We start from the raw sequence: 17,360 nt of genomic DNA, 5'->3' as shown, positions 1-17,360 counted from the left end.
CTACGGCTTTTCCAGCCGCTCCAGCTTCCGGCGGTATTCCGGGACCCCGGGGGAGTCGGGGTTCTTTTCGATCAGCGACTTCAGGGCGTCGATCGCCCTGGAGCGCTGCCCGCTTTTCTCGTAGGCCTTCGACAGGGCTTCCCAGGCCGGGATGAAGTCGGGCTGGTACCGGAGCGCCTCGAGGTATCGCTCGATGGCGGCCGGATAGTTCTTCCGCTTGAAATAGTAGTCGCCGATATCGACGCTTTCCTCCGCCCGGGCGGGGTCGGGCTCCGGCAGCGGCTCCTCCGCGGCCCTCTCCTCCTCCCCTTCGGCCACGGCGGTGTCCCGGATCAGTCGGGGCCGGCCGGAGTCCTGCGCCCCGGCCGCGTCCGGCCGCGGGAGGGCGGGCGCCAGCAGCAGCGACAGGACCAGCAGGGGTTTCATCATGCGGCACCCCGGGGAATAAGGCATTTCTAAACTCACTGGACATTAAATTTAGCGGATTAATTTTCTCTTGTCAAAGGGACAGTGAGAGATTACAATGCCGCTTAATCCGACTGATCGACCGCACGGACAGGCAGCTTACGGCGGCTCGCGGAATATCGCCAATCGCTCTCTAGCAACCTCCACCGGAGGATCCTATGGTAAACAGGAAGCTCATTCGTCCCAGTTTGTCCGAGATCAAGGACCAGATGCCGCGTTACGGTTCCGTGCCTCGCAAGCGCGTCCCGCCGGAGGTGACCAACGCCGAGAACTATTACTACATCAAGCAGATGGCGGCAAAGACACCGATGGTCGTCGCCCTCATCGACGGCGAGGAGATCCGGGGCGTCATCGAGTGGTACGACAAGAGCTGCATCAAGGTGCACCGCGGCGACGGGCCGAACCTCCTCATCATGAAGCACGTGATCAAGTACATCCACAAGCAGAACGAAGACCAGGAGCCCGACGAGGTCGATCTGGACCACCGCGAAGAGGAGTAACCGGGTCCCCTTGCCAGAACAGGCCGCTTTTACTCCCCGCATCGGCATCACCACCGGCGATCCCGCCGGGGTCGGGCCGGAGGTTTCGCTCCGGGCGGCCGCGGAGGAGGAGTTCGGACGATGCCGCCTGGTGCTCTTCGGCGGCCGCGACCTGCTCGCGGAGCGCGCGCGGGAGCTCGGGCTCCCCTTCCCCTACGAGACCGTGGCCCCCGAAGCCCTGCACGGCGGCCGCCCCCTGCCGGAGCGGGCGGTCGTGGACATCCCGGTCTCGGGCGTCGTCCCCGGGAAGGGATCGAGGGCGAGCGGGGCCGCCGCGGCGCGCAACGTCTGTGAATGCGCCGCCGCCTGCCTCCGGGGGAACCTCGACGCCATGGTCACCGCCCCCCTGAACAAGTGGTTCTTCCAGGAGGCGGGCTACGACTTTCCGGGGCACACCGAGTTTCTGGCCCATCTCTCGGGGGCCCGCGAGATCGCGATGGCCTTTTTGACCGAGCGGCTCCGGGTGGTCCTGGCCACCATCCACTCCCCGCTGCGCACGGTCGTCGACACCCTCTCACCCGACATCGTGTACGGGAAGCTGCGCGTCCTCCTGACCGAGTTCCCGCGCCTGGGGCTCCCCTGCCGGCGGGTGGCGGTCGCGGGGCTCAACCCGCACGCCGGGGAGGGGGGGATCATGGGGTCGGAGGAAGAGAGGGTGCTGCTGCCCGCGATCGGGCGGGCGCGCGCCGAGTTTCCCGCCGCCGTCATCGAGGGCCCGCTCCCGGCCGACACCCTCTTCTGGCGCGCCTACAGCGGCGAGTTCGACGTGGTGCTGGCCATGTACCACGACCAGGGGCTCGGCCCCGTCAAGCTCATCGGCTTCGGGGAGACGGTCAACGTGACGCTCGGGCTCCCCTTCGTGCGCACCTCGGTCGACCACGGCACGGCCTACGAGATCGCGGGGAAGGGGACGGCGCGCCACGACAGCATGAACTCGGCCGTCCGCTGGGCCCTGCGCCTCGCGGCCGCCCGCACCCGGTGCCGGTGACGGCCTATTCCAGCCAGCTGACGAGCGTCCTCACCCCGAACCCCGTGGCCCCCTTGCAGGCGAAGGGGCGCCCGTCGGTCTCCAGGTCCATCCCCGCGATGTCGAGGTGAACCCAGGGGGTGTCCTCGGTGAACTCCTCGAGGAACTTGGCCGCCGTGATGGCCCCCCCCCAGCGGTCGCCGATGTTCTTCACGTCGGCGATCTCGCTCCGGATCGCCTTCCGGTAGGCGTCGTCCATCGGGAGCTGCCAGAGCCCCTCCCCGGTGACGCGGCGGTTCCGGAGCAGCAGGTCCATCGTCTTCTGGTCCGTCCCCATCATCCCGGCGTTGACGCGCCCGAGGGCGACCATGCAGGCCCCGGTCAGGGTGGCGACATCGAGGAGACGGGCGGCGCCCAGGGTCCGGGCGTAGGCCAGCGCGTCGGCCAGGATGAGGCGCCCCTCGGCGTCGGTGTTGATGATCTCCACCGTCTTGCCCAGGTACGATCGGACCACGTCCCCCGGCCGGGTGGCCCGGCCGCCGGGAAGGTTTTCGACCGCCGGGACCAGCCCGATGACGGGGACCCGGGGCTTGAGCCTGGCCAGGGCGGCCATGGCCCCGAGGACCGCGGCGCCCCCGGCCATGTCCCCCTTCATCTCCTCCATCTTGTCCGCGGGCTTGAGCGAGATCCCCCCGCTGTCGAAGGTGACGCCCTTGCCCACCAGGGCGTGCAGCGGACCACGGCCCGGCCGCTTCCCCTTCTCCCCGGGGATTTCCAGGACGATGAGGCCCGGGGGCTCGGCGCTGCCGCGGCTGACGGCCAGGAGCGCGTGCATCCCCATCTTTTCCATCTCTTCGCGGTCCAGGGTCCGCACGGCGAGGCCGGGGATCTCCCGGGCGCGCTCGGCCAGGCGCGCGGGGGTCAGGATATTGGCCGGTTCGTTGGCCAGGGTGCGGGCGAAATTGGTGGCTTCCCCCGTGATGACGCCGCGCCGGATCCCTTCGGCCGCCTCGCCCGCGGCGCGCGCGGGGGCGCCGGGCAGGAGGACGTAGAACCGCTCGAGCTCCCGCCGCTCGCGGTCGCGCGTCTTGTAGATATCGGCCTCGTAGCCGGCGTAGAGCGCCCCCTCGGCCGCCACCCGGGCCGCGAGCCCCGGCGGGTGGTCCCCCCGGCCGAGGAGGGCCATCGTCCGGCAGGCGGCCGCCCGGGCCGCCCGCACCGCGGTGCCGGCGACGTCGCGCAGCGCGGCGGGGTCGAAGCGCCCTTTCTTTCCCGCCCCCACCAGCAGCAGGCGGCGCGCCCGCAGCCCACCGGCGGGGAAGAGGGTGCAGGTCCGGCAGGGTTCCGGTTTGAACTCGCCCGATTCCAGCGCCCTCCGGACCGCGCCGCGGACCCTTGTGTCCAGCGGCTCGAGCGGGGCGAAGTCCCCGGCCTCCTCTTCAAAAACGGGATACGCCAGCAGGTCGCAGGCGGTGTCGGAAAAAGCGCCCGGCCGATACTCTATATCCATATGCAGCCTCCTGTGGTCAGCGACGGTTCTTCATGGCGGCGGCCGCTTCCCGGTCCGCTTCCTTCCGCCGCTCCGATTCTCTCTTGTCCACCAGCTTCTTCCCCCGCGCGACGCCGAGCTCGACCTTGATCTTCCCCCGCTTGAAATAGACGCGCAGGGGGGTCAGGGTCAGCCCCTTCTCCTGCGTCTTCCCGATCAGCTTGCGGATCTCCTGCCGGTGCAGCAGGAGCTTGCGGGGGCGCGTCGGCTCGTGGTTTTCGCGGTTGCCGTGGGAATAGGGGCTGATGTGGCAGTTGAAGAGGAGGGCCTCGCCGTTCCTGATCAGGGCGTAGCTGTCCTTGAGGTTCAGCCGCCCTTCGCGGATGGCCTTGACCTCGGTCCCCAGGAGGCTGATGCCGGCCTCCAGCCTGTCCAGGATGAAATACTCGTGAAACGCCTTCTTGTTGGTCGCGACGACCTTTTCCCCCGCCTGCTTCTCCGCCATGGCCCCGCCGAATCGAAAACCCTATGTATTGGAAATCTGTCTCCCCGAGGGGAAAGTATACTATAAGAGGGGGTAGGTTCTATTTTTTCAGGTGATTTTCGACATATTCGCGCGCCGCTTCCTGCCAGGGGCGCAGCGGCGGGAAGCCCTCGCGCAGCAGGCGGGCGTTGGCCAGGGTGGAGCGGGCGGGGCGCGGCGCGAGGCTGGGGAATTCCGAGGCGGGGACCGGGGTGAGGCTCACCCCGGTCAGCCCGGCCCACTCGACCGAGCGGCGGGCCAGCTCGTACCAGCTGCAGGAGCCGCGGTTGGTGAGGTGGTACACCCCCCGGCAGCCGGCCTCGGCCATCTCGACCGTCCGCGCCGCCGCGTCCCGCGCGCAGGTGGGGCTTCCCGTCTGGTCGTCCACCACCCGCAGCGGCTTCCCCCTCCGGGCGGCGTCGAGGATGGTGCGGATGAAGTTTTTCCCGTGGGGGCCGAAGAGCCAGGAGATGCGCAGGAGGAGGTGCTCCGGGCAGCGCTCGCGGACCAGCGTCTCCCCCAGCAGCTTGGAACGGCCGTAGACGCTCCGGGGGTTCGGGACGTCCTCCTCGACATAGGGATCCGCCTTCTCCCCGTCGAAGACGTAGTCGGTGCTGAAGTGGACCAGCGCGGCGCCCGCCTCCGCGGCCGCCCGGGCGAGGTGGCCCGCCCCCTCTCCGTTGACGCGGAATGCGGCCCCGGGATGCGTTTCGCATTCGTCGACGCGGGTATAGGCGGCGGCGTTGACGACGAGGTCCGGGGCGGCCGCCCGCACGAGCTCCAGGGACGAGGCCTCGTCGGTGATGTCGATGTCGGGCAGGTCGAGCCCCGCGGTGTCATGGCGCGGGGCGAACGCTTCGAGGAGCTCGCCGCCCAGCATCCCGCGCGCACCGACGATGAGGACCCTCATGCCTTCCCCTTTCCGGCGACGGCCCGGGTCAGTCCGGGTTGGCGGCCTGGACCGGGGGCGCCGGGGGGTTCTTGACCTTGAAGTCCGTCCTGGTCGTCAGCGAATTCCCCGAGATCTTGTCCACCACCTGGATTTCCAGGGTGTATTTCCCCGGGGAGACCCCCTTCAGGGGGATCCTGCCGACCAGCACCACCCGCTGGCCGTAGTAGAACTGTTCGGAATTGACGGCGGTGTCCTCGGTCTCCTCCACCACCTTCCCGTCCTTCTTGACGACGAACTTGATGTCGAGCGAAGGCTTCTCGCTGGTCTGGTCGATCTCCATGTTGTAGATCTGCATGTAGGGGACCAGGTTCTGCCCCGGGACGTATTCGGCGGTGACGTTGGGGACCACCCGCATGTCCCCGATGACGTACTGGTCCAGCTGCGTGGCGTTCATCGGCGCGGCCGTGATCGTGTTGGCCAGGATGATGGTGCTCGACTGCAGCCCGGGGGAGTCGAACTTGGGCACGACCAGGCCCACGCTCATGGCCCCCACCTTCTTGCTGTTGACGTCCTTGAGCACCAGGTCGAGCTTGTAGCGCTGTCCGGGCGGCAGGGCGATGATGCGCTGGTAGGCCGACCGCTTCTCCTTCCCGGCGTCGAAGTAGAGGTCGATGAAGTCGCGCGCGATCTCGTCCTCCCATTCCGCGTGGATGCGGTTGGTGAGCCCGGTCACGATGCCGTAGACGTTGATGTGCGCGCGGTTGAAGTCCTTGTCCTTCTTGAATTCCAGGTCCCGGTTGTCGAGTTCCAGGGTGATCGGGACCATGACCTTGTCCTCGGAGAGCTTGATGTAATCGGTCTTCAGGTCGTAGGCCAGGCTGCTGAAGGTGACGTTGGTGGTGACCACGCTCTTGAGGTCCTCGAACTTGATCTTGGGCGGGCGCTGCACGGTGAAGAACTGCTCCATCCGGTCGAACGGTCCGTCCTTGGTGCGGCGCCCCGCGGCCTGGGGGTTGTTGGGGTCGTACCAGCCGCTCGGGTTGAAGAAGGCGCGGTCCCGCTTGTCGGCCAGCCCCATTTCCTCCGCCAGGGTCAGGCCGGCGCCGGGGACGTTGATCAGGGCGTCCTTTTCGTCCGGGCTCATCGCCAGGCGGTACTCCCCGCTGTTGGAGCTGTCGACGAACTCCAGCTCGATGTCGTCGCCGACGCCGTCGATGTGGCGGTACCACCACTTTTCAAAGGGGAAGACGGAAGTGGACCCCCCTCCTTCCAGGCGGCTCCGGTAGTAGATGCCGCCGGTCGGGCGCGATTCGGTCTGGTCGGGGGGGCCCCAGAGGATGTAGACGCGCCCGCGGTCGGTGCGCCAGCCCGGGATGCCGGAGGTGTAGTGCTGGTTGGCGTAGGCGATGCGCCGGTAATGCTCTTCCTTGAAGGAGTTGTAAGGGGAGCGCGGGTCGGGGTTGCGCCGCTGCCAGAACTGCTCGATGAAGCTCTCCCGTTCCTCGTCGTTCTTCAGGTCCTTGAAGAACTGTTTCTCCTCCTCGGAGATGATGTAGACCACGTCCTTGTCGAGCCACTCCTTGTAGCGCTCGGTCTGGCTCCGCTCCCTTTTCCTGGAACTGTCCTGGGCCGCGCCGGAAAGGCAGAGGCCCGATCCCAGGCTGAGGATGGCCAGAACGGCCCAAATTCTTGAAAAACGCATCATCTACCCTCCGGATACTTCATTCCCTCGGAAAAGTATAGGCATTATGCACCAGCGAGTCAACGAAGGGCGATACGCCCCGCACCCCCGCGGGGTTCCACAATCTCCGCCCCGCCGGCAAACTCTTCGTTGAAAAAGGGGGCGGGCAATGACACTATCTTCGATTGCGCACCAACTCAAAGGGGAACGACAAGGAACACCATGACCGACGCGACCAGGAAGCTGACCATTGTCTCGGGCATCCAGCCCTCGGGAAACCTCCATCTCGGCAATTATTTCGGGGCGGTGCAGCAGTTCGTCCAGTTCATCCGGGAAGGGCACGAGTGCTACTACTTCCTGGCGAACTACCACGCGCTGACCTCGGTGCGCGAGCCGGGGCGGCTGCTTGGGCTGACCCGCAGCACCGCGGCCGACTACATCGCCCTGGGGCTCGACCCGGAGCTGGCGGCCATCTACGTGCAGAGCGACCTGCCCGAGGTGTGCGAACTGCAGTGGCTGCTGACCACGGTGACCCCGATGGGGCTGCTCGAGCGCTGCCACGCCTACAAGGACAAGATCGCGCAGGGGCTCTCCTCCGACCACGGCCTGTTCGCCTACCCGGTCCTGCAGGCGGCCGACATCCTCATCGTGCGCGCCAACCGCGTCCCCGTCGGCCAGGACCAGAAGCAGCACATCGAGGTGACGCGCGACATCGCCGGGAGTTTCAACCACCTCTACGGGGAGCTGCTCACCGTCCCCGAGGCCTACATCCCGGAGAGCGTGGCGGTGGTCCCGGGGCGGGACGGCCGGAAGATGTCGAAGTCGTACAACAACACCATCGAACTGTTCGCCCCCGAGGAGGAGGTGCGCCAGCAGATCTTCTCCATCGTCACCGATTCCGCCTCCCTCAAGGAGCCGAAGGACCCGGACAGGAGCATGCTCTACGCGGTCCTGAAACTCTTCTGCACGGAGGAGGAGCGGGAGTACTGGCGCGACCGCTTCACGAGCGGGGGTCTCGGCTACCGCGAGGTGAAGGAGGCGATCTTCGACCTCTACATGCGCCGGTTCGAGCCGGTGCGCGCGCGCCGGCGCGAACTGGAGAGCCAGCCGGAGTATATCGCCGAGGTCCTGCGCCGCGGCGCGGAGCGCGCGCGCCGGGTCGCCGCGCCCCTCCTTCGCGAGGTGCGCGCGGCGATGGGGATCCCCAACCGCTGAACGGGACGGCATCAGCCCGGGAGAGTCATCAATTTTCCGACGCCGACAGCGGAAACCAGCCGATCAGGATCTGCCTGAGCTTCAGGAAGGCGTCGTCGGTGCATCCCGAAAGCGAAACCGTCTCGGCAAGCTGCTGGAACAGCGAGGATGAATGCGGTTTTTTCCCCATCCTCAGGGCTCGATCCATGGCCGGTTTGGGGGGCGCGGGCTTCGCCTCCGCGGCTGATTTCAGAAAGCCTTCATCCAGGAGCCATTGGCGGAGGTCGGGGGACCGTCCTGTCCAGCCCAGCGCCCGATCCACGAGAGGCGAGCTGCTCCACACCCAGTTTTCCAGCTCCGGGTCGATGATCACCACCGCCGCCCGTTCGTCCCATCCCGATCGCGCCAGCTGCTGCTCGAGCTCGCTTTCGAGTTCGAGGCGCGATTGGGCTTCCCGGCCACAGCCTTCCCGGTCAAACATCACCAGGGCCCGGCGATAGGTCCGCTGCCAGGGCCGAAGGAATTCGGTGGATTTTGCCAGGCAGCCCGGATCCCTGTGCGGGTGTACGAATATGTCGTAGTCCCTTTTTTCTCTTAGTGGACGGATTCCCAGAGATTCGTGACGATTCAGCAGGCCCCGCAGGGCGTGTTCCATATTCTTGTCGGCGACCAGGGCGATGAGGTCCTTGCCGGGCGCCTCGGCCTTCATCCCAGAACTCCGGCGGCGAAGATGACGCCCAGGTTGGTCTCCCCCCGCCATTCCGCGAGGGCCGGATGCTCGCTGCCGCGCACGATATCGGTGGCCCCCTCTTCTGTTTTGGCGAAGCAGAGCACATCCTCCGGCCGGACGATGCTCAAAATCACGGGGGAGTGGGTGGCCACCAGAATCTGGGCGTCGTAGACGGAGGAGAGCGACTGGAACAGGGTCTCCACGGCGCGCGGATGGATGCCGTTTTCCGGCTCCTCGATCAGGTAGGCGCCCCTGAATTCCGGAAGATACGCGGGCAGTGTCAATGCCAGCAGCCGGAGCGTCCCGTCGGACGCCATCCATGAAGGGACTTCCAGCCCGTCCCGGTACCTCAACATCATGTAACGGTGCCGGTCATCCGCCCTCTCGACGGTACGGATGCCCTCGAGATCGGGCAGGGCCGTCCGCAGGTGGGCGATCCATTCCCCCAGGACAGGGGAACCCTTTTTTTCGAGCTCGGAAATCACCCAGGGGAGGTTGGAGCCATCCGGCCGGAATCCCCGGATTTGTCCGGGCGGGCTGGCCCGCCGGATGAGCAGGCTGTTGAGGATGATCTGTTGCAGACCGTTGATCAGGAACCCCTTGAGCCAGCTTGAAACCGGGAATCTGGATTCGTCTTCCGGGAGGTTGCCCAGGGCGCTCTTCATCGGGCCAAGTTTGAAGGAATGATCCCAGCCTTTCCCCGTTTCGTCGTAAAAGTTGTCGTTGCCTTTAGCTACCTTCCGGATAACGGTTTTTGAGCCCCGGGAGGATTTCGGCGACAGGATCGTATTGGGGGGCGTCCGCAGGAAAGGAAAAAAGTCTCTCTGGGGAGGTTCGGCGACCGGGGCATTCCTGAGCAGAACGCTTTCCGCCAGTATCGACAACTCCTCCGTTTGCGGATGGGCCCCGACGGCGACTTCGTAGCGAATGGTATCGAAATCCCCGTTGCCCCCCGTCTTCCGGAGTTTTGCCGGTATCGCCGCCTCGATGGCGAGTTCGAATCTCTGCCCCTCACGGCGCCATACAAGATCCTGGAAATTCGCCGTGCGCTCGCCGACGGCCGATTCCAGGCCGTCGGATACGAGCCGGCCGAGGAAGGCGGGAACATCCAGGAAAGTGGTCTTTCCGCTGGCATTGGGTCCGATCAGGACGTGAAATCCGCCAAGGCTCTGGCGCACGTACCTGAGGGAACGGAAATTCAGGGCCTCAATAAGCGTAATCACTTTCCCCTCTATGGTTATTCTTGAAAATCCGCTGTTTCGGATCATGCCTTCAGGAATCGATCGGCCGATTATACCACTTATCGGTCTTCGGGGCGTCGTAGCAACCGAAATGCTCGAGCAGGGCTTCGGAGTCCTCCGAGGCGAAAAGCATCCGGCGGTGCGCCGCCTTGATGAAGCCCTCCCGCACGGCGTGATCCAGAAAGGCCAGCAGCGGGTCGTAGAAGCCCGAAACATTGAGAAGGCCGCACGGTTTCCGGTGAAAGTCGAGCTGCCCCCACGTCAGGAGTTCCGTCAGCTCCTCCAGGGTCCCGAACCCGCCGGGGAGGGCGATGAAGGCGTCGGAGAGGTCGAACATCCTCTGCTTGCGTTCGTGCATGCCGCCGACGATCTCGAGCCCGGTGAGGCCCCCGTGCGCCACCCGCGCGGCGAAGGCTTCCGGGATGACGCCGGTGACCCTTCCTCCCGAAGCGAGCACGGCGTCGGCCAGCTCCCCCATCAGTCCCACCCGCGCCCCCCCGTAGACCAGCTCGAGGCCTTGCCGGACCAGCGTGCGGCCCAGGGTGCGCGCGGCTTCCCGGTATTTTGCGCCGGTGCCGGCGCTCGAGCCGCAGTAGACGCACACCGCCTTCATCGGGCGCACGCCTCCTCCACCTCCTCGACCGTCTTCGGGACCGGGGGGCCCAGGACGCGGGCCCCTTCGGGGGTGACCAGGACGTCGTCTTCGGTGCGGATCCCCCCGAAGCCGGCCAGGGGGGCGATCCGGTCGTAGTCGAGAAATTCCCGGTGGAGCCCTTCGGCGCGCCAGCGCTCGATGAGGGCGGGGATGAAGTAGACCCCCGGCTCCACCGTCAGCACGAACCCCGCCTCGAGCGGGCGGCTGAGCCTCAGGTAGTTGAGCCCGAACTGACCCGGGCGCTTCTCCTTTCCGTGCCCGACCACGTCCCCGAGGTCCTCCATGTCGTGCACGTCGAGCCCGAGCATGTGGCCGATCCCGTGCGGCAAAAAGAGCGCGTGGGCCCCCGCCTCGACCGCGGCCGCGGGGTCCCCCTTCATCAGCCCCAGGCCGCGGAGCGCTTCGGCCAGGCGGCGGCAGGCGCCGAGGTGGACTTCGCGGTAGGAGACGCCGGGGCGGATCATGGCGATGGCCTCCCGCTGCGTCCCGAGCACGGCGCGGTAGAGGTCGGCCTGGAGCGGCGAGAAGCGCCCGGAGACGGGGAAGGTGCGGGTGATGTCCGAAGCGTAGCCCATCGGGGACTCCGCCCCGGAGTCGTTGAGCACCAGCCCCCCCGCGGCGAGGACATTGTCGTAGGAGTGGTTGTGCAGCACCTCCCCGTGCACCGTCACGATCGGGTCGTAGGCCTGGGCGCGGTCTTCGGCGAGGGCAATCGCCTGGATCAGGCCCGCCAGCTCGCTTTCCTTCATCCCGGGGCGCGCCGCCGCCATCGCCGCGCGGTGCATCCGGCCGGTGATCCCGAGCGCCTCCTCGATCTCGGCCACCTCCTCGGGGCCCTTGACGCTCCGCTCGATCGCCACCTGCTCCATCAGGAGGGAGGAGGCGCGCCCCCCCACTTCCTCCATCGGGATGTCGAGCAGGCGCGAGAGGGCGTAGACCGAGGAGTGCCGGTAGGGGGGGAGGTAGTGGACGGGCTGCCCCTGCCGCCGCGCCTCGTCGAGGACTCCCCGGAGGCTCTCCGCCGGGCGGACGTCGTCGATGCCGGCCGCGGCCGCCAGCTCCTCGAGCGAGGGGCGCGGGCCGGTCCAGACGATGTCGTCGAGGCTCGCCCCGTCGCCGAAGAGGATGTCGCGCCCCGCTTCCGGCAGCGAGAGGAGGGCGAGGTCCGGTTCGGCCAGCCCGGTGCAGTAGAGGAAATGGGAATTCTGCCGGAAGGGGTAGGTGTTGGCGGCGTAGTTGCGCGGCTGGGGCGCGTGCCCCAGCCAGAGGATCGGGCCGCCTCCGGTCCGGGCCCGGATCCGGTCGCGTCGCCCGCGGAAGATCGCGGCCCAGTCGGCGTTCGGGGAAGCTGTTTTCACGTCAGGCTCCTTTGTGGCTGGGTCCCATTATAGCAGGGGGGGAGGGATTTCTTGACAGGGTGAACCCCGCCCCCTTATCTTTGATACCTTTGCTTCGGCGGTTTTGCGGTCCGGGAAGGGAATATGCACTACAGCAGAGGGACGATCGAGCGCGGCTACACCAACAGGGTCCTCCGCGTGGACCTCGCCGCGCGCTCGGCCGCGGTCCGGACGCTCGACCCGAAGGTCCGGGACTATTTCCTGGGGGGGCGCGCCCTGGGCCTCTACCTGCTGCACCAGGCGGTCTCGGCCGCCACCCGGCCCGAGGACCCCGAAAACCCCCTGATCGTGGCCAACGGCCCGCTCGGGGGGATCCCCCAGTTCCCGGGGGCGGCCAAGGCGATGGCGGTCTCCCTCTCCCCCCTGACCCGCATCCCCGGGGTGTCCAACTTCGGCGGGTATTTCGGGGCCTACCTGAAGTACGCGGGGTTCGACGCCCTCGAGGTGGTCGGGAAATCGGCCGGGCGGGCGATGGTGGTCGTCGACGGCCTGCGGGGGGAGGTGCGGATCGAGGAGGCGCCCCCGGGGGAGGAGGCGTTCGAGCTGGAGGGGGAGATCGCCCGGCGTTTCGAGGCGGCCGGGGTCGACCGGCGCCGCATCGCCTTCCTCTCCACCGGCGTCGGCGCCGCCCACACGGCCTACGGCTGCATCAACAGCCACTACTGGGACGTCACCAAGCCGCGCGAGGGGGGGCGCGGGATCTTCCGGGTCAAGCAGGCGGGAAGGACGGGCCTCGGCACCGTTATGCGGGACAAGAACCTCGGCGCGATCGTGGTCGTGGCCGAGAGCCCGCGCGGCGAAAACCCCTACGGCGCCGCCGACTGGGAGCGCGCCCGCCGGGCGGGGGGGCGGCTGCAGAAGGTGGTGCGCGAGGTCGACCCCGGGTCGCTCCAGATGGCGCGCAAGGGGAGCGCGGGGCTCATCACCTTCATGAACAGGGAGGAGTACCAGTCGCTCCCGGTCCGCAACTTCCAGCTCGGCTCCGACCCCAGGGCGGGACAGATCTGCGGGAGGCACTACGCCGAGCACCTCTTCGACCACCGGGGGATGGACGGCTGCTTCCCCGGCTGCAACCTGCAGTGCACCAAGGGGGGGTGCGTGACGCTCCGGAGCGGCCCGCACGCCGGGCGCCGGGTGTGGGTGGACGGGCCCGAATACGAGACCGCCGCCGGCTTCGGGTCGAACCTCGGCATCTGGAACCCCGAGTTCATCATGGAAGCCAACTGGCACTGCGACAACTACGGCATCGACACCATCACCACCTCCTGCATCATGGCGTTCCTGATGGAGGCGCTGCAGCGCGGCTACCTCGAGCCGGGGGACGGCGGGGGCCCGGCGCTCTCGTGGGGGGACGAACCGGCCGCCCTGGAATTCATCCACCGCCTGGCGCACGGGTCGGGCGAAATGGCGCGCGCCGCCGGGAGGGGGATCGGGGAACTGGTCGCCTGGGTCGCCGCGCGCCATCGCGCCCGGACGGGGGAGGACGCGCTCCCGGAACTGGAGACGTTCGCGATGCAGACCAAGGGGCTTCCCTTCTCCTTCTACCGGACCCACCGCTCCCTCTCGATGCAGGCGTCCTACGCCGCGGCGAGCGACATCGGCGCCCACCACGCCGCCGCCTGGCTGATCAAGGCCGACCTCCTGGGCGCCTTCCCCACCTTCGAGGACAAGGCCCGGGCGCTGGTCAGCTACCCGCGCGTGCGCCTGGGGAACGACAACATGGGGGTGTGCAAGCTCCCCTGGGTCGATGTCTTCAACCCGGAATCGAACGCGCGCGGGGAGGGGGACGTCAACATCAACCCGGCGACGCAGGAGATCTACGCCGAGTACTACAACGGCGTGCTGGGGACCGAGCTGGGGTGGGAGGAGATCTTCGCCCGCACCGACCGCGACATCAACCTGCAGCGGGTCCTGAACGTGCTCCGCTACGGGGAGGAGACCTCGCGCCACGACTGGATCCCCGACCGCGCCCTCGGGCCGACCGACGACCTCCTCTACGAGGCGGAGGCCGCCTACAACGACGGGGAGCTCGCCGCCTGCTGCGGCCTCGCGCCCGAGCGGCTCGCGGAGCTGCCGACGGCGGAAAAGCGGGAGCGGCTCATGGCCTGCCGCAAGGAGCGGCTGCGGGGGCTGATCGCGGCCTACTACCGCGAGCGGGGGTGGAGCCCGGAGGGGGTCCCGCTCCCCGAAACGCTCTCGCGGCTCGGGCTCTGGGAATTCCTCGGCGAAGAAGCGCGCGCCCTCCTCCTCCGGCTGGCCCCGCAGCCCGTCGCCGCCGACTAGGTCCTGTCGATCAGCCGGCGCAGGCGGGCGATTTCCTCCCCCAGTTTCCGCTCGCGCGCGTGCAGCCGGAGCAGGAAGAGGGCGAGCACGATCCAGATGACGGCGTTGGCCGCGAAGAGATAGTTCATGGTGTTCATGGGGCAGACTCCCTGAAAATCATTCCGCCAGGCGCCCGAGCCGTTCCAGCTCCTCCTCGAGCGATTCCAGCGCGTAGCGCCGCCGCAGCAGGTAGACCAGCAGCAGCTCGAAGGCCGCCAGGCAGGCCCAGAACGCGGGGCGCATGGCCGGGTCGATCCCCCCGCTCTCGAGCATCGGCGAGGGGTGGATGTCGCGCCACCAGCGGATGGAGAACCAGACCAGCGGGGCGTCGACGAAGGCCACGATGCCGAACACGGCGGCGATCATCGCCCGCCGGTCGGGGTCCTCGAGGTAGCGCCGCACGAGCAGGTAGGCGACGTAGAGGAGACAGAGGACGAGGGACGAGGTCAGCCGCGGCGACCAGGTCCACCAGACCATCCAGACCGGCTTGGCCCAGATCGGGCCGGTGAGGAGGACGATGGCGAAAAAGGCGACCCCGGTCTCGGCCGCGCAGAGCGCCAGGCGGTCCCACCGCCGCTCCCGGCGGGCCACGTAAGCGATCGAGGAGGCGAAATTGACGCCGAAGGCCGTCAGCCCCGCGACGGCGGCGGCCACGTGAAAGTAGAAGATGCGCTGCAGGTCCCCCATGGTCCGCTCCCTGGGGGCGTCGACGAGGGCCAGGTAGAGCGCGGCCAGCATCGCGATCCCCAGGATGCCCCACAGGACCGGGTCCAGGCGGGCGGAGGTCCGTTCGTTCATCCTAGTCCTCCAGAACGTGCTCGAAGAGCAGATAGGCGATCGTGCCGAACACGACCGTGAAAACCGACAGGACGGCGAGCGGGAGCCGGAGCTCCCCCCGGTCCGCCCCGCCCAGGACGAGGGCCGTCGCCTCCACCGCGTGGATCAGCACCGGCAGGACCACGGGGAAGAGGATCACGGGGAGGAGCACCTCCCGCATCCGGGTGTTCACGGCGACGGCCGCCAGGAGCGTCCCGACGGCGGTGAACCCCAGCGTCCCGACGAAAAACACCAGCGCGAGCCAGGGGAGTTCGCCCCAGACTTCGAGGTTGAAGAAGACGAGGCTCGCGACGAAGATGACGGCTTCGGCCGCGAGCATGAAGACGGTCCCGGCCAGCATCTTCCCGAGGTAGAGGACCCCCCGGTCCGCCGGCATCATCATCAGCCCCTCCAGGCAGCCGTTTTCCTTCTCCGCCGCGAACATCCGGTTGAGCCCCAGCGTCCCGGCGAAGGCGAAGGCGACCCAGAGGACCCCGGGCGCGGCCGCCCGCGCCTCGACCTCGCCCGAACGGAGGGCGAAGTGGAAGACGACCAGGACCACGATCCCGAAGAACAGCATCGTGTTGAGCGAGTCCTTGGTTCTCAGCTCGATCGCGAGGTCCTTGCGGAACACGGCCCAGAGCCTTCTCATGACGCCCCCCCGCCGGCGGGGGGGCGCGGGCCGAGGATGGCCGCGTACCGCTCGCGGAAGGCGTCGAGCGGGAGGGAGTCCCGCTCGACGTCGAGCGCGGCCGTCCCCCGGTCGATCACCACCAGCCGGCTCGCCAGCTGGTGGCCGAGCCCGGCGTCGTGGAGCGCCATGACGCACGTCTTTCCCGCGCGGCGCGCCCCGGCGAGGTAGCCCTTCAGAAAATCGGCGCCGGCCTGGTCGAGGCCCGTGAAGGGCTCGTCGAGCAGGAGAATGTCGGGGTCGTGCAGCAGCGCCCGGGCGATGCCCAGGCGCTGCTGCATCCCCCGGGAGTAGGTGCGCACCGGTTCGCGCTCCCGCCCGGCGAGCCCCACCGCGCCGATTTTCCCGGCGAGCGAGGGGTCGTCGGCCGGCACCCCCGCCAGATGGGCGAAGAAGCGCAGGTTTTCCAGGGCGGTCAGGTCGGGGTAGAGGGAGGTGTGGTGGGAGAGGTATCCGATCCGGCCGCGGGTCCGGGCGGGGGTCTCCCCGCCGGCGCCTCCGGCCGCCGGCGCGATCCGGCAGGTGCCGGCGGAGGGGCGCGCGAGCCCCGCCAGGATCCTCAGGAAGGTGGTCTTCCCGGCGCCGTTTCTGCCGAAGAGGGCGATGAAGTCCCCCCGCGCGATCCGCAGGTCGAGGCCGCGCAGCGCGCTCTGCCTGCCGTAGTATTTGGCCAGTCCCCGGACTTCGATCATGGCTTTACTTTTTCGCTGTACGCCTTCGCCGTACGCCCCCGGCCGGGGGGCCGGTTGCAGGCGTACCAGAGCGGGAGGATGAAGGCGAGGAGCAACAGGGGGCCGATGACGAGGGCGTTTCGCCCCACCGCCGAAGGGCGGGCCACCACGCGGTCCCCCTCTTCCGCCTCCTCCGCCCCGGGCGCGGACGCCCCGGGCGCGGACGCCGCGGGCACCGGGGTCCCGCCCGAGAAGGTCCAGGCCGCCTCCGTCCCCGCGCCCGCCGCGGGGCTCGAGTAGACGGCCATGCCGCCGGGCGACTCGACCCGCTCGATCCCCGCCCCCTCGAGGAGCATGTCGGCGGGGAGGACGCCGATATGGAACGCTTCCACGTCGCGGTGGAACTTCTTGACGAACGTGTAGGCGCGGTCGGCGTAGGGGAGCGCCTGCTCCGCCTCGATGAGGGTCAGGCCGGGGCGCAAGGGGTAGAGGGTGTAGTAGCTCTCCCCGTCGGCGCTTTCGAGCGCCGGCTGCACCAGCGGCATGGTGGAGTCGGGGGCCGTCACCCGCATCCGCGGCGGCTGGAGGATCCCCGGCGCCTTGGAGATCCGGAAGGTGCCCGCCGGGTCGGCGTAGATCCTGGGGGGACGGGAGCGGTTATGGAGGGTCCAGGTTTCGAGCGCCTGGATCCGGTCCCCGGAGAACTGGAACGCCATCTGGACCTTTTCCACCCGGATGTCGGCGTCGGAAGAGGTGGTCTCGTAGACTTCGAGCTCCACCCGGGCCACCCCCGCGGCGTCGAAGGCGAGCGGGGCGTGGTAGGGGACCCCCCGCCAGGAGGCGCGCAGCATCAGCCGCTCCGACCGGGGGAGCCCCTCGATGCGCACTCCCCCCGCGGCATCGGTGACGGCGCTCCGGATGGTCCGCATCCCCCCCTCCAGCTCGAGGATCTCGAGCGGGGCGCCGGAGGGGAGGATCGAGGGGTCGGTCCGGTTGACCAGCCGCCCTTCGACGACGCCGCGCTCCTGGGCCCGTGCCCCGGCCGCGGAGAGGATCAGGATCAGAATCAGGCGCACCGTTTTCATGG

18 protein-coding genes are annotated in these 17,360 nt (G+C 68.4%); 4 read left to right on the top strand and 14 right to left on the bottom strand.

Annotation, left to right across the window (positions count from 1 at the left end):
• Window positions 1-429 carry a tetratricopeptide repeat protein gene (locus tag GXY47_05820; protein NLV30657.1) on the bottom strand — a complete coding sequence of 143 codons (429 nt, stop codon included), beginning with the start codon at window positions 427-429 and terminating at the stop codon, window positions 1-3.
• Between the two features lie 194 nt (window positions 430-623).
• Here GXY47_05820 and GXY47_05815 point away from each other — a divergent pair, with 194 nt between their 5' ends.
• Entirely contained in the window at window positions 624-965 is a 342-nt protein-coding gene (locus tag GXY47_05815; GenBank protein NLV30656.1) for a hypothetical protein, read from the top strand.
• 10 nt (window positions 966-975) lie between these two features.
• Window positions 976-1,992 carry a 4-hydroxythreonine-4-phosphate dehydrogenase PdxA gene (gene pdxA, locus GXY47_05810; protein ID NLV30655.1) on the top strand — a complete coding sequence of 339 codons (1,017 nt, stop codon included), beginning with the start codon at window positions 976-978 and terminating at the stop codon, window positions 1,990-1,992.
• A gap of 4 nt (window positions 1,993-1,996) precedes the next feature.
• Here the strand turns inward: pdxA and GXY47_05805 are convergent, their stop codons facing one another.
• From GXY47_05805 to GXY47_05790, 4 genes are all read right to left on the bottom strand, one after another.
• Complete coding sequence (locus tag GXY47_05805) at window positions 1,997-3,481, bottom strand: leucyl aminopeptidase (GenBank protein NLV30654.1); 1,485 nt, start codon at window positions 3,479-3,481, stop codon at window positions 1,997-1,999.
• A gap of 16 nt (window positions 3,482-3,497) precedes the next feature.
• Complete coding sequence (gene smpB, locus GXY47_05800; protein ID NLV30653.1) at window positions 3,498-3,965, bottom strand: SsrA-binding protein SmpB; 468 nt, start codon at window positions 3,963-3,965, stop codon at window positions 3,498-3,500.
• A gap of 79 nt (window positions 3,966-4,044) precedes the next feature.
• Window positions 4,045-4,893 (bottom strand): dTDP-4-dehydrorhamnose reductase, encoded by an 849-nt coding sequence (gene rfbD, locus GXY47_05795; GenBank protein NLV30652.1) that lies wholly within the window; start codon window positions 4,891-4,893, stop codon window positions 4,045-4,047.
• Between the two features lie 28 nt (window positions 4,894-4,921).
• Entirely contained in the window at window positions 4,922-6,580 is a 1,659-nt protein-coding gene (locus GXY47_05790; GenBank protein ID NLV30651.1) for a GWxTD domain-containing protein, read from the bottom strand.
• A gap of 219 nt (window positions 6,581-6,799) precedes the next feature.
• Here GXY47_05790 and trpS point away from each other — a divergent pair, with 219 nt between their 5' ends.
• Entirely contained in the window at window positions 6,800-7,771 is a 972-nt protein-coding gene (gene trpS / locus GXY47_05785) for a tryptophan--tRNA ligase (protein NLV30650.1), read from the top strand.
• A 28-nt stretch (window positions 7,772-7,799) separates the two neighbouring features.
• Here trpS and GXY47_05780 read toward each other — a convergent pair whose 3' ends face one another.
• The 4 genes from GXY47_05780 to GXY47_05765 are packed head-to-tail and all read right to left on the bottom strand — an operon-like array spanning window position 7,800 to window position 11,734.
• Window positions 7,800-8,459 carry a hypothetical protein gene (locus GXY47_05780; GenBank protein NLV30649.1) on the bottom strand — a complete coding sequence of 220 codons (660 nt, stop codon included), beginning with the start codon at window positions 8,457-8,459 and terminating at the stop codon, window positions 7,800-7,802.
• Window positions 8,456-9,703, bottom strand: coding sequence for an ATP-binding protein (locus GXY47_05775; GenBank protein ID NLV30648.1), 1,248 nt, complete (start codon window positions 9,701-9,703; stop codon window positions 8,456-8,458). The genes GXY47_05780 and GXY47_05775 overlap by 4 nt, the downstream gene beginning before the upstream one ends.
• A 49-nt stretch (window positions 9,704-9,752) precedes the next feature.
• The gene (locus GXY47_05770; GenBank protein NLV30647.1) at window positions 9,753-10,334 is read right to left on the bottom strand and encodes a TIGR00730 family Rossman fold protein; all 582 of its coding nucleotides are present in this window, start codon (window positions 10,332-10,334) and stop codon (window positions 9,753-9,755) included.
• Complete coding sequence (locus tag GXY47_05765) at window positions 10,331-11,734, bottom strand: M24 family metallopeptidase (protein ID NLV30646.1); 1,404 nt, start codon at window positions 11,732-11,734, stop codon at window positions 10,331-10,333. The genes GXY47_05770 and GXY47_05765 overlap by 4 nt, the downstream gene beginning before the upstream one ends.
• 123 nt (window positions 11,735-11,857) lie before the next feature.
• Between GXY47_05765 and GXY47_05760 the strand changes: the two genes are divergently transcribed.
• Complete coding sequence (locus GXY47_05760; protein ID NLV30645.1) at window positions 11,858-14,056, top strand: hypothetical protein; 2,199 nt, start codon at window positions 11,858-11,860, stop codon at window positions 14,054-14,056.
• Here GXY47_05760 and GXY47_05755 read toward each other — a convergent pair.
• From GXY47_05755 to GXY47_05735, 5 genes are read right to left on the bottom strand one after another with little or no spacing between them, the layout of a single operon-like run.
• Window positions 14,053-14,193 (bottom strand): CcmD family protein, encoded by a 141-nt coding sequence (locus GXY47_05755; GenBank protein NLV30644.1) that lies wholly within the window; start codon window positions 14,191-14,193, stop codon window positions 14,053-14,055. The two genes, GXY47_05760 and GXY47_05755, sit on opposite strands and share 4 nt — an antisense overlap.
• Before the next feature lie 19 nt (window positions 14,194-14,212).
• Window positions 14,213-14,893: a cytochrome c biogenesis protein CcsA gene (gene ccsA / locus GXY47_05750; GenBank protein NLV30643.1), complete on the bottom strand. Its 681-nt coding sequence runs from the start codon at window positions 14,891-14,893 to the stop codon at window positions 14,213-14,215.
• A gap of 1 nt (window position 14,894) precedes the next feature.
• Complete coding sequence (locus GXY47_05745; protein NLV30642.1) at window positions 14,895-15,563, bottom strand: ABC transporter permease; 669 nt, start codon at window positions 15,561-15,563, stop codon at window positions 14,895-14,897.
• A complete protein-coding gene (ccmA, locus tag GXY47_05740) occupies window positions 15,560-16,294 on the bottom strand; it encodes a heme ABC exporter ATP-binding protein CcmA (GenBank protein NLV30641.1) in 735 nt (244 codons plus the stop codon). Before ccmA ends, GXY47_05745 begins: the two co-directional genes overlap by 4 nt.
• Window positions 16,291-17,358 (bottom strand): hypothetical protein, encoded by a 1,068-nt coding sequence (locus GXY47_05735; protein ID NLV30640.1) that lies wholly within the window; start codon window positions 17,356-17,358, stop codon window positions 16,291-16,293. Before GXY47_05735 ends, ccmA begins: the two co-directional genes overlap by 4 nt.
• Window positions 17,359-17,360 lie beyond the last annotated feature (2 nt).

This window comes from Acidobacteriota bacterium (assembly GCA_012729555.1).
Lineage (GTDB): Bacteria > Acidobacteriota > UBA6911 > UBA6911 > UBA6911 > UBA6911.
The sequence above is the reverse complement of the archived record's forward strand: the minus strand, read 5'-3'. Positions and strand labels throughout refer to the sequence as shown.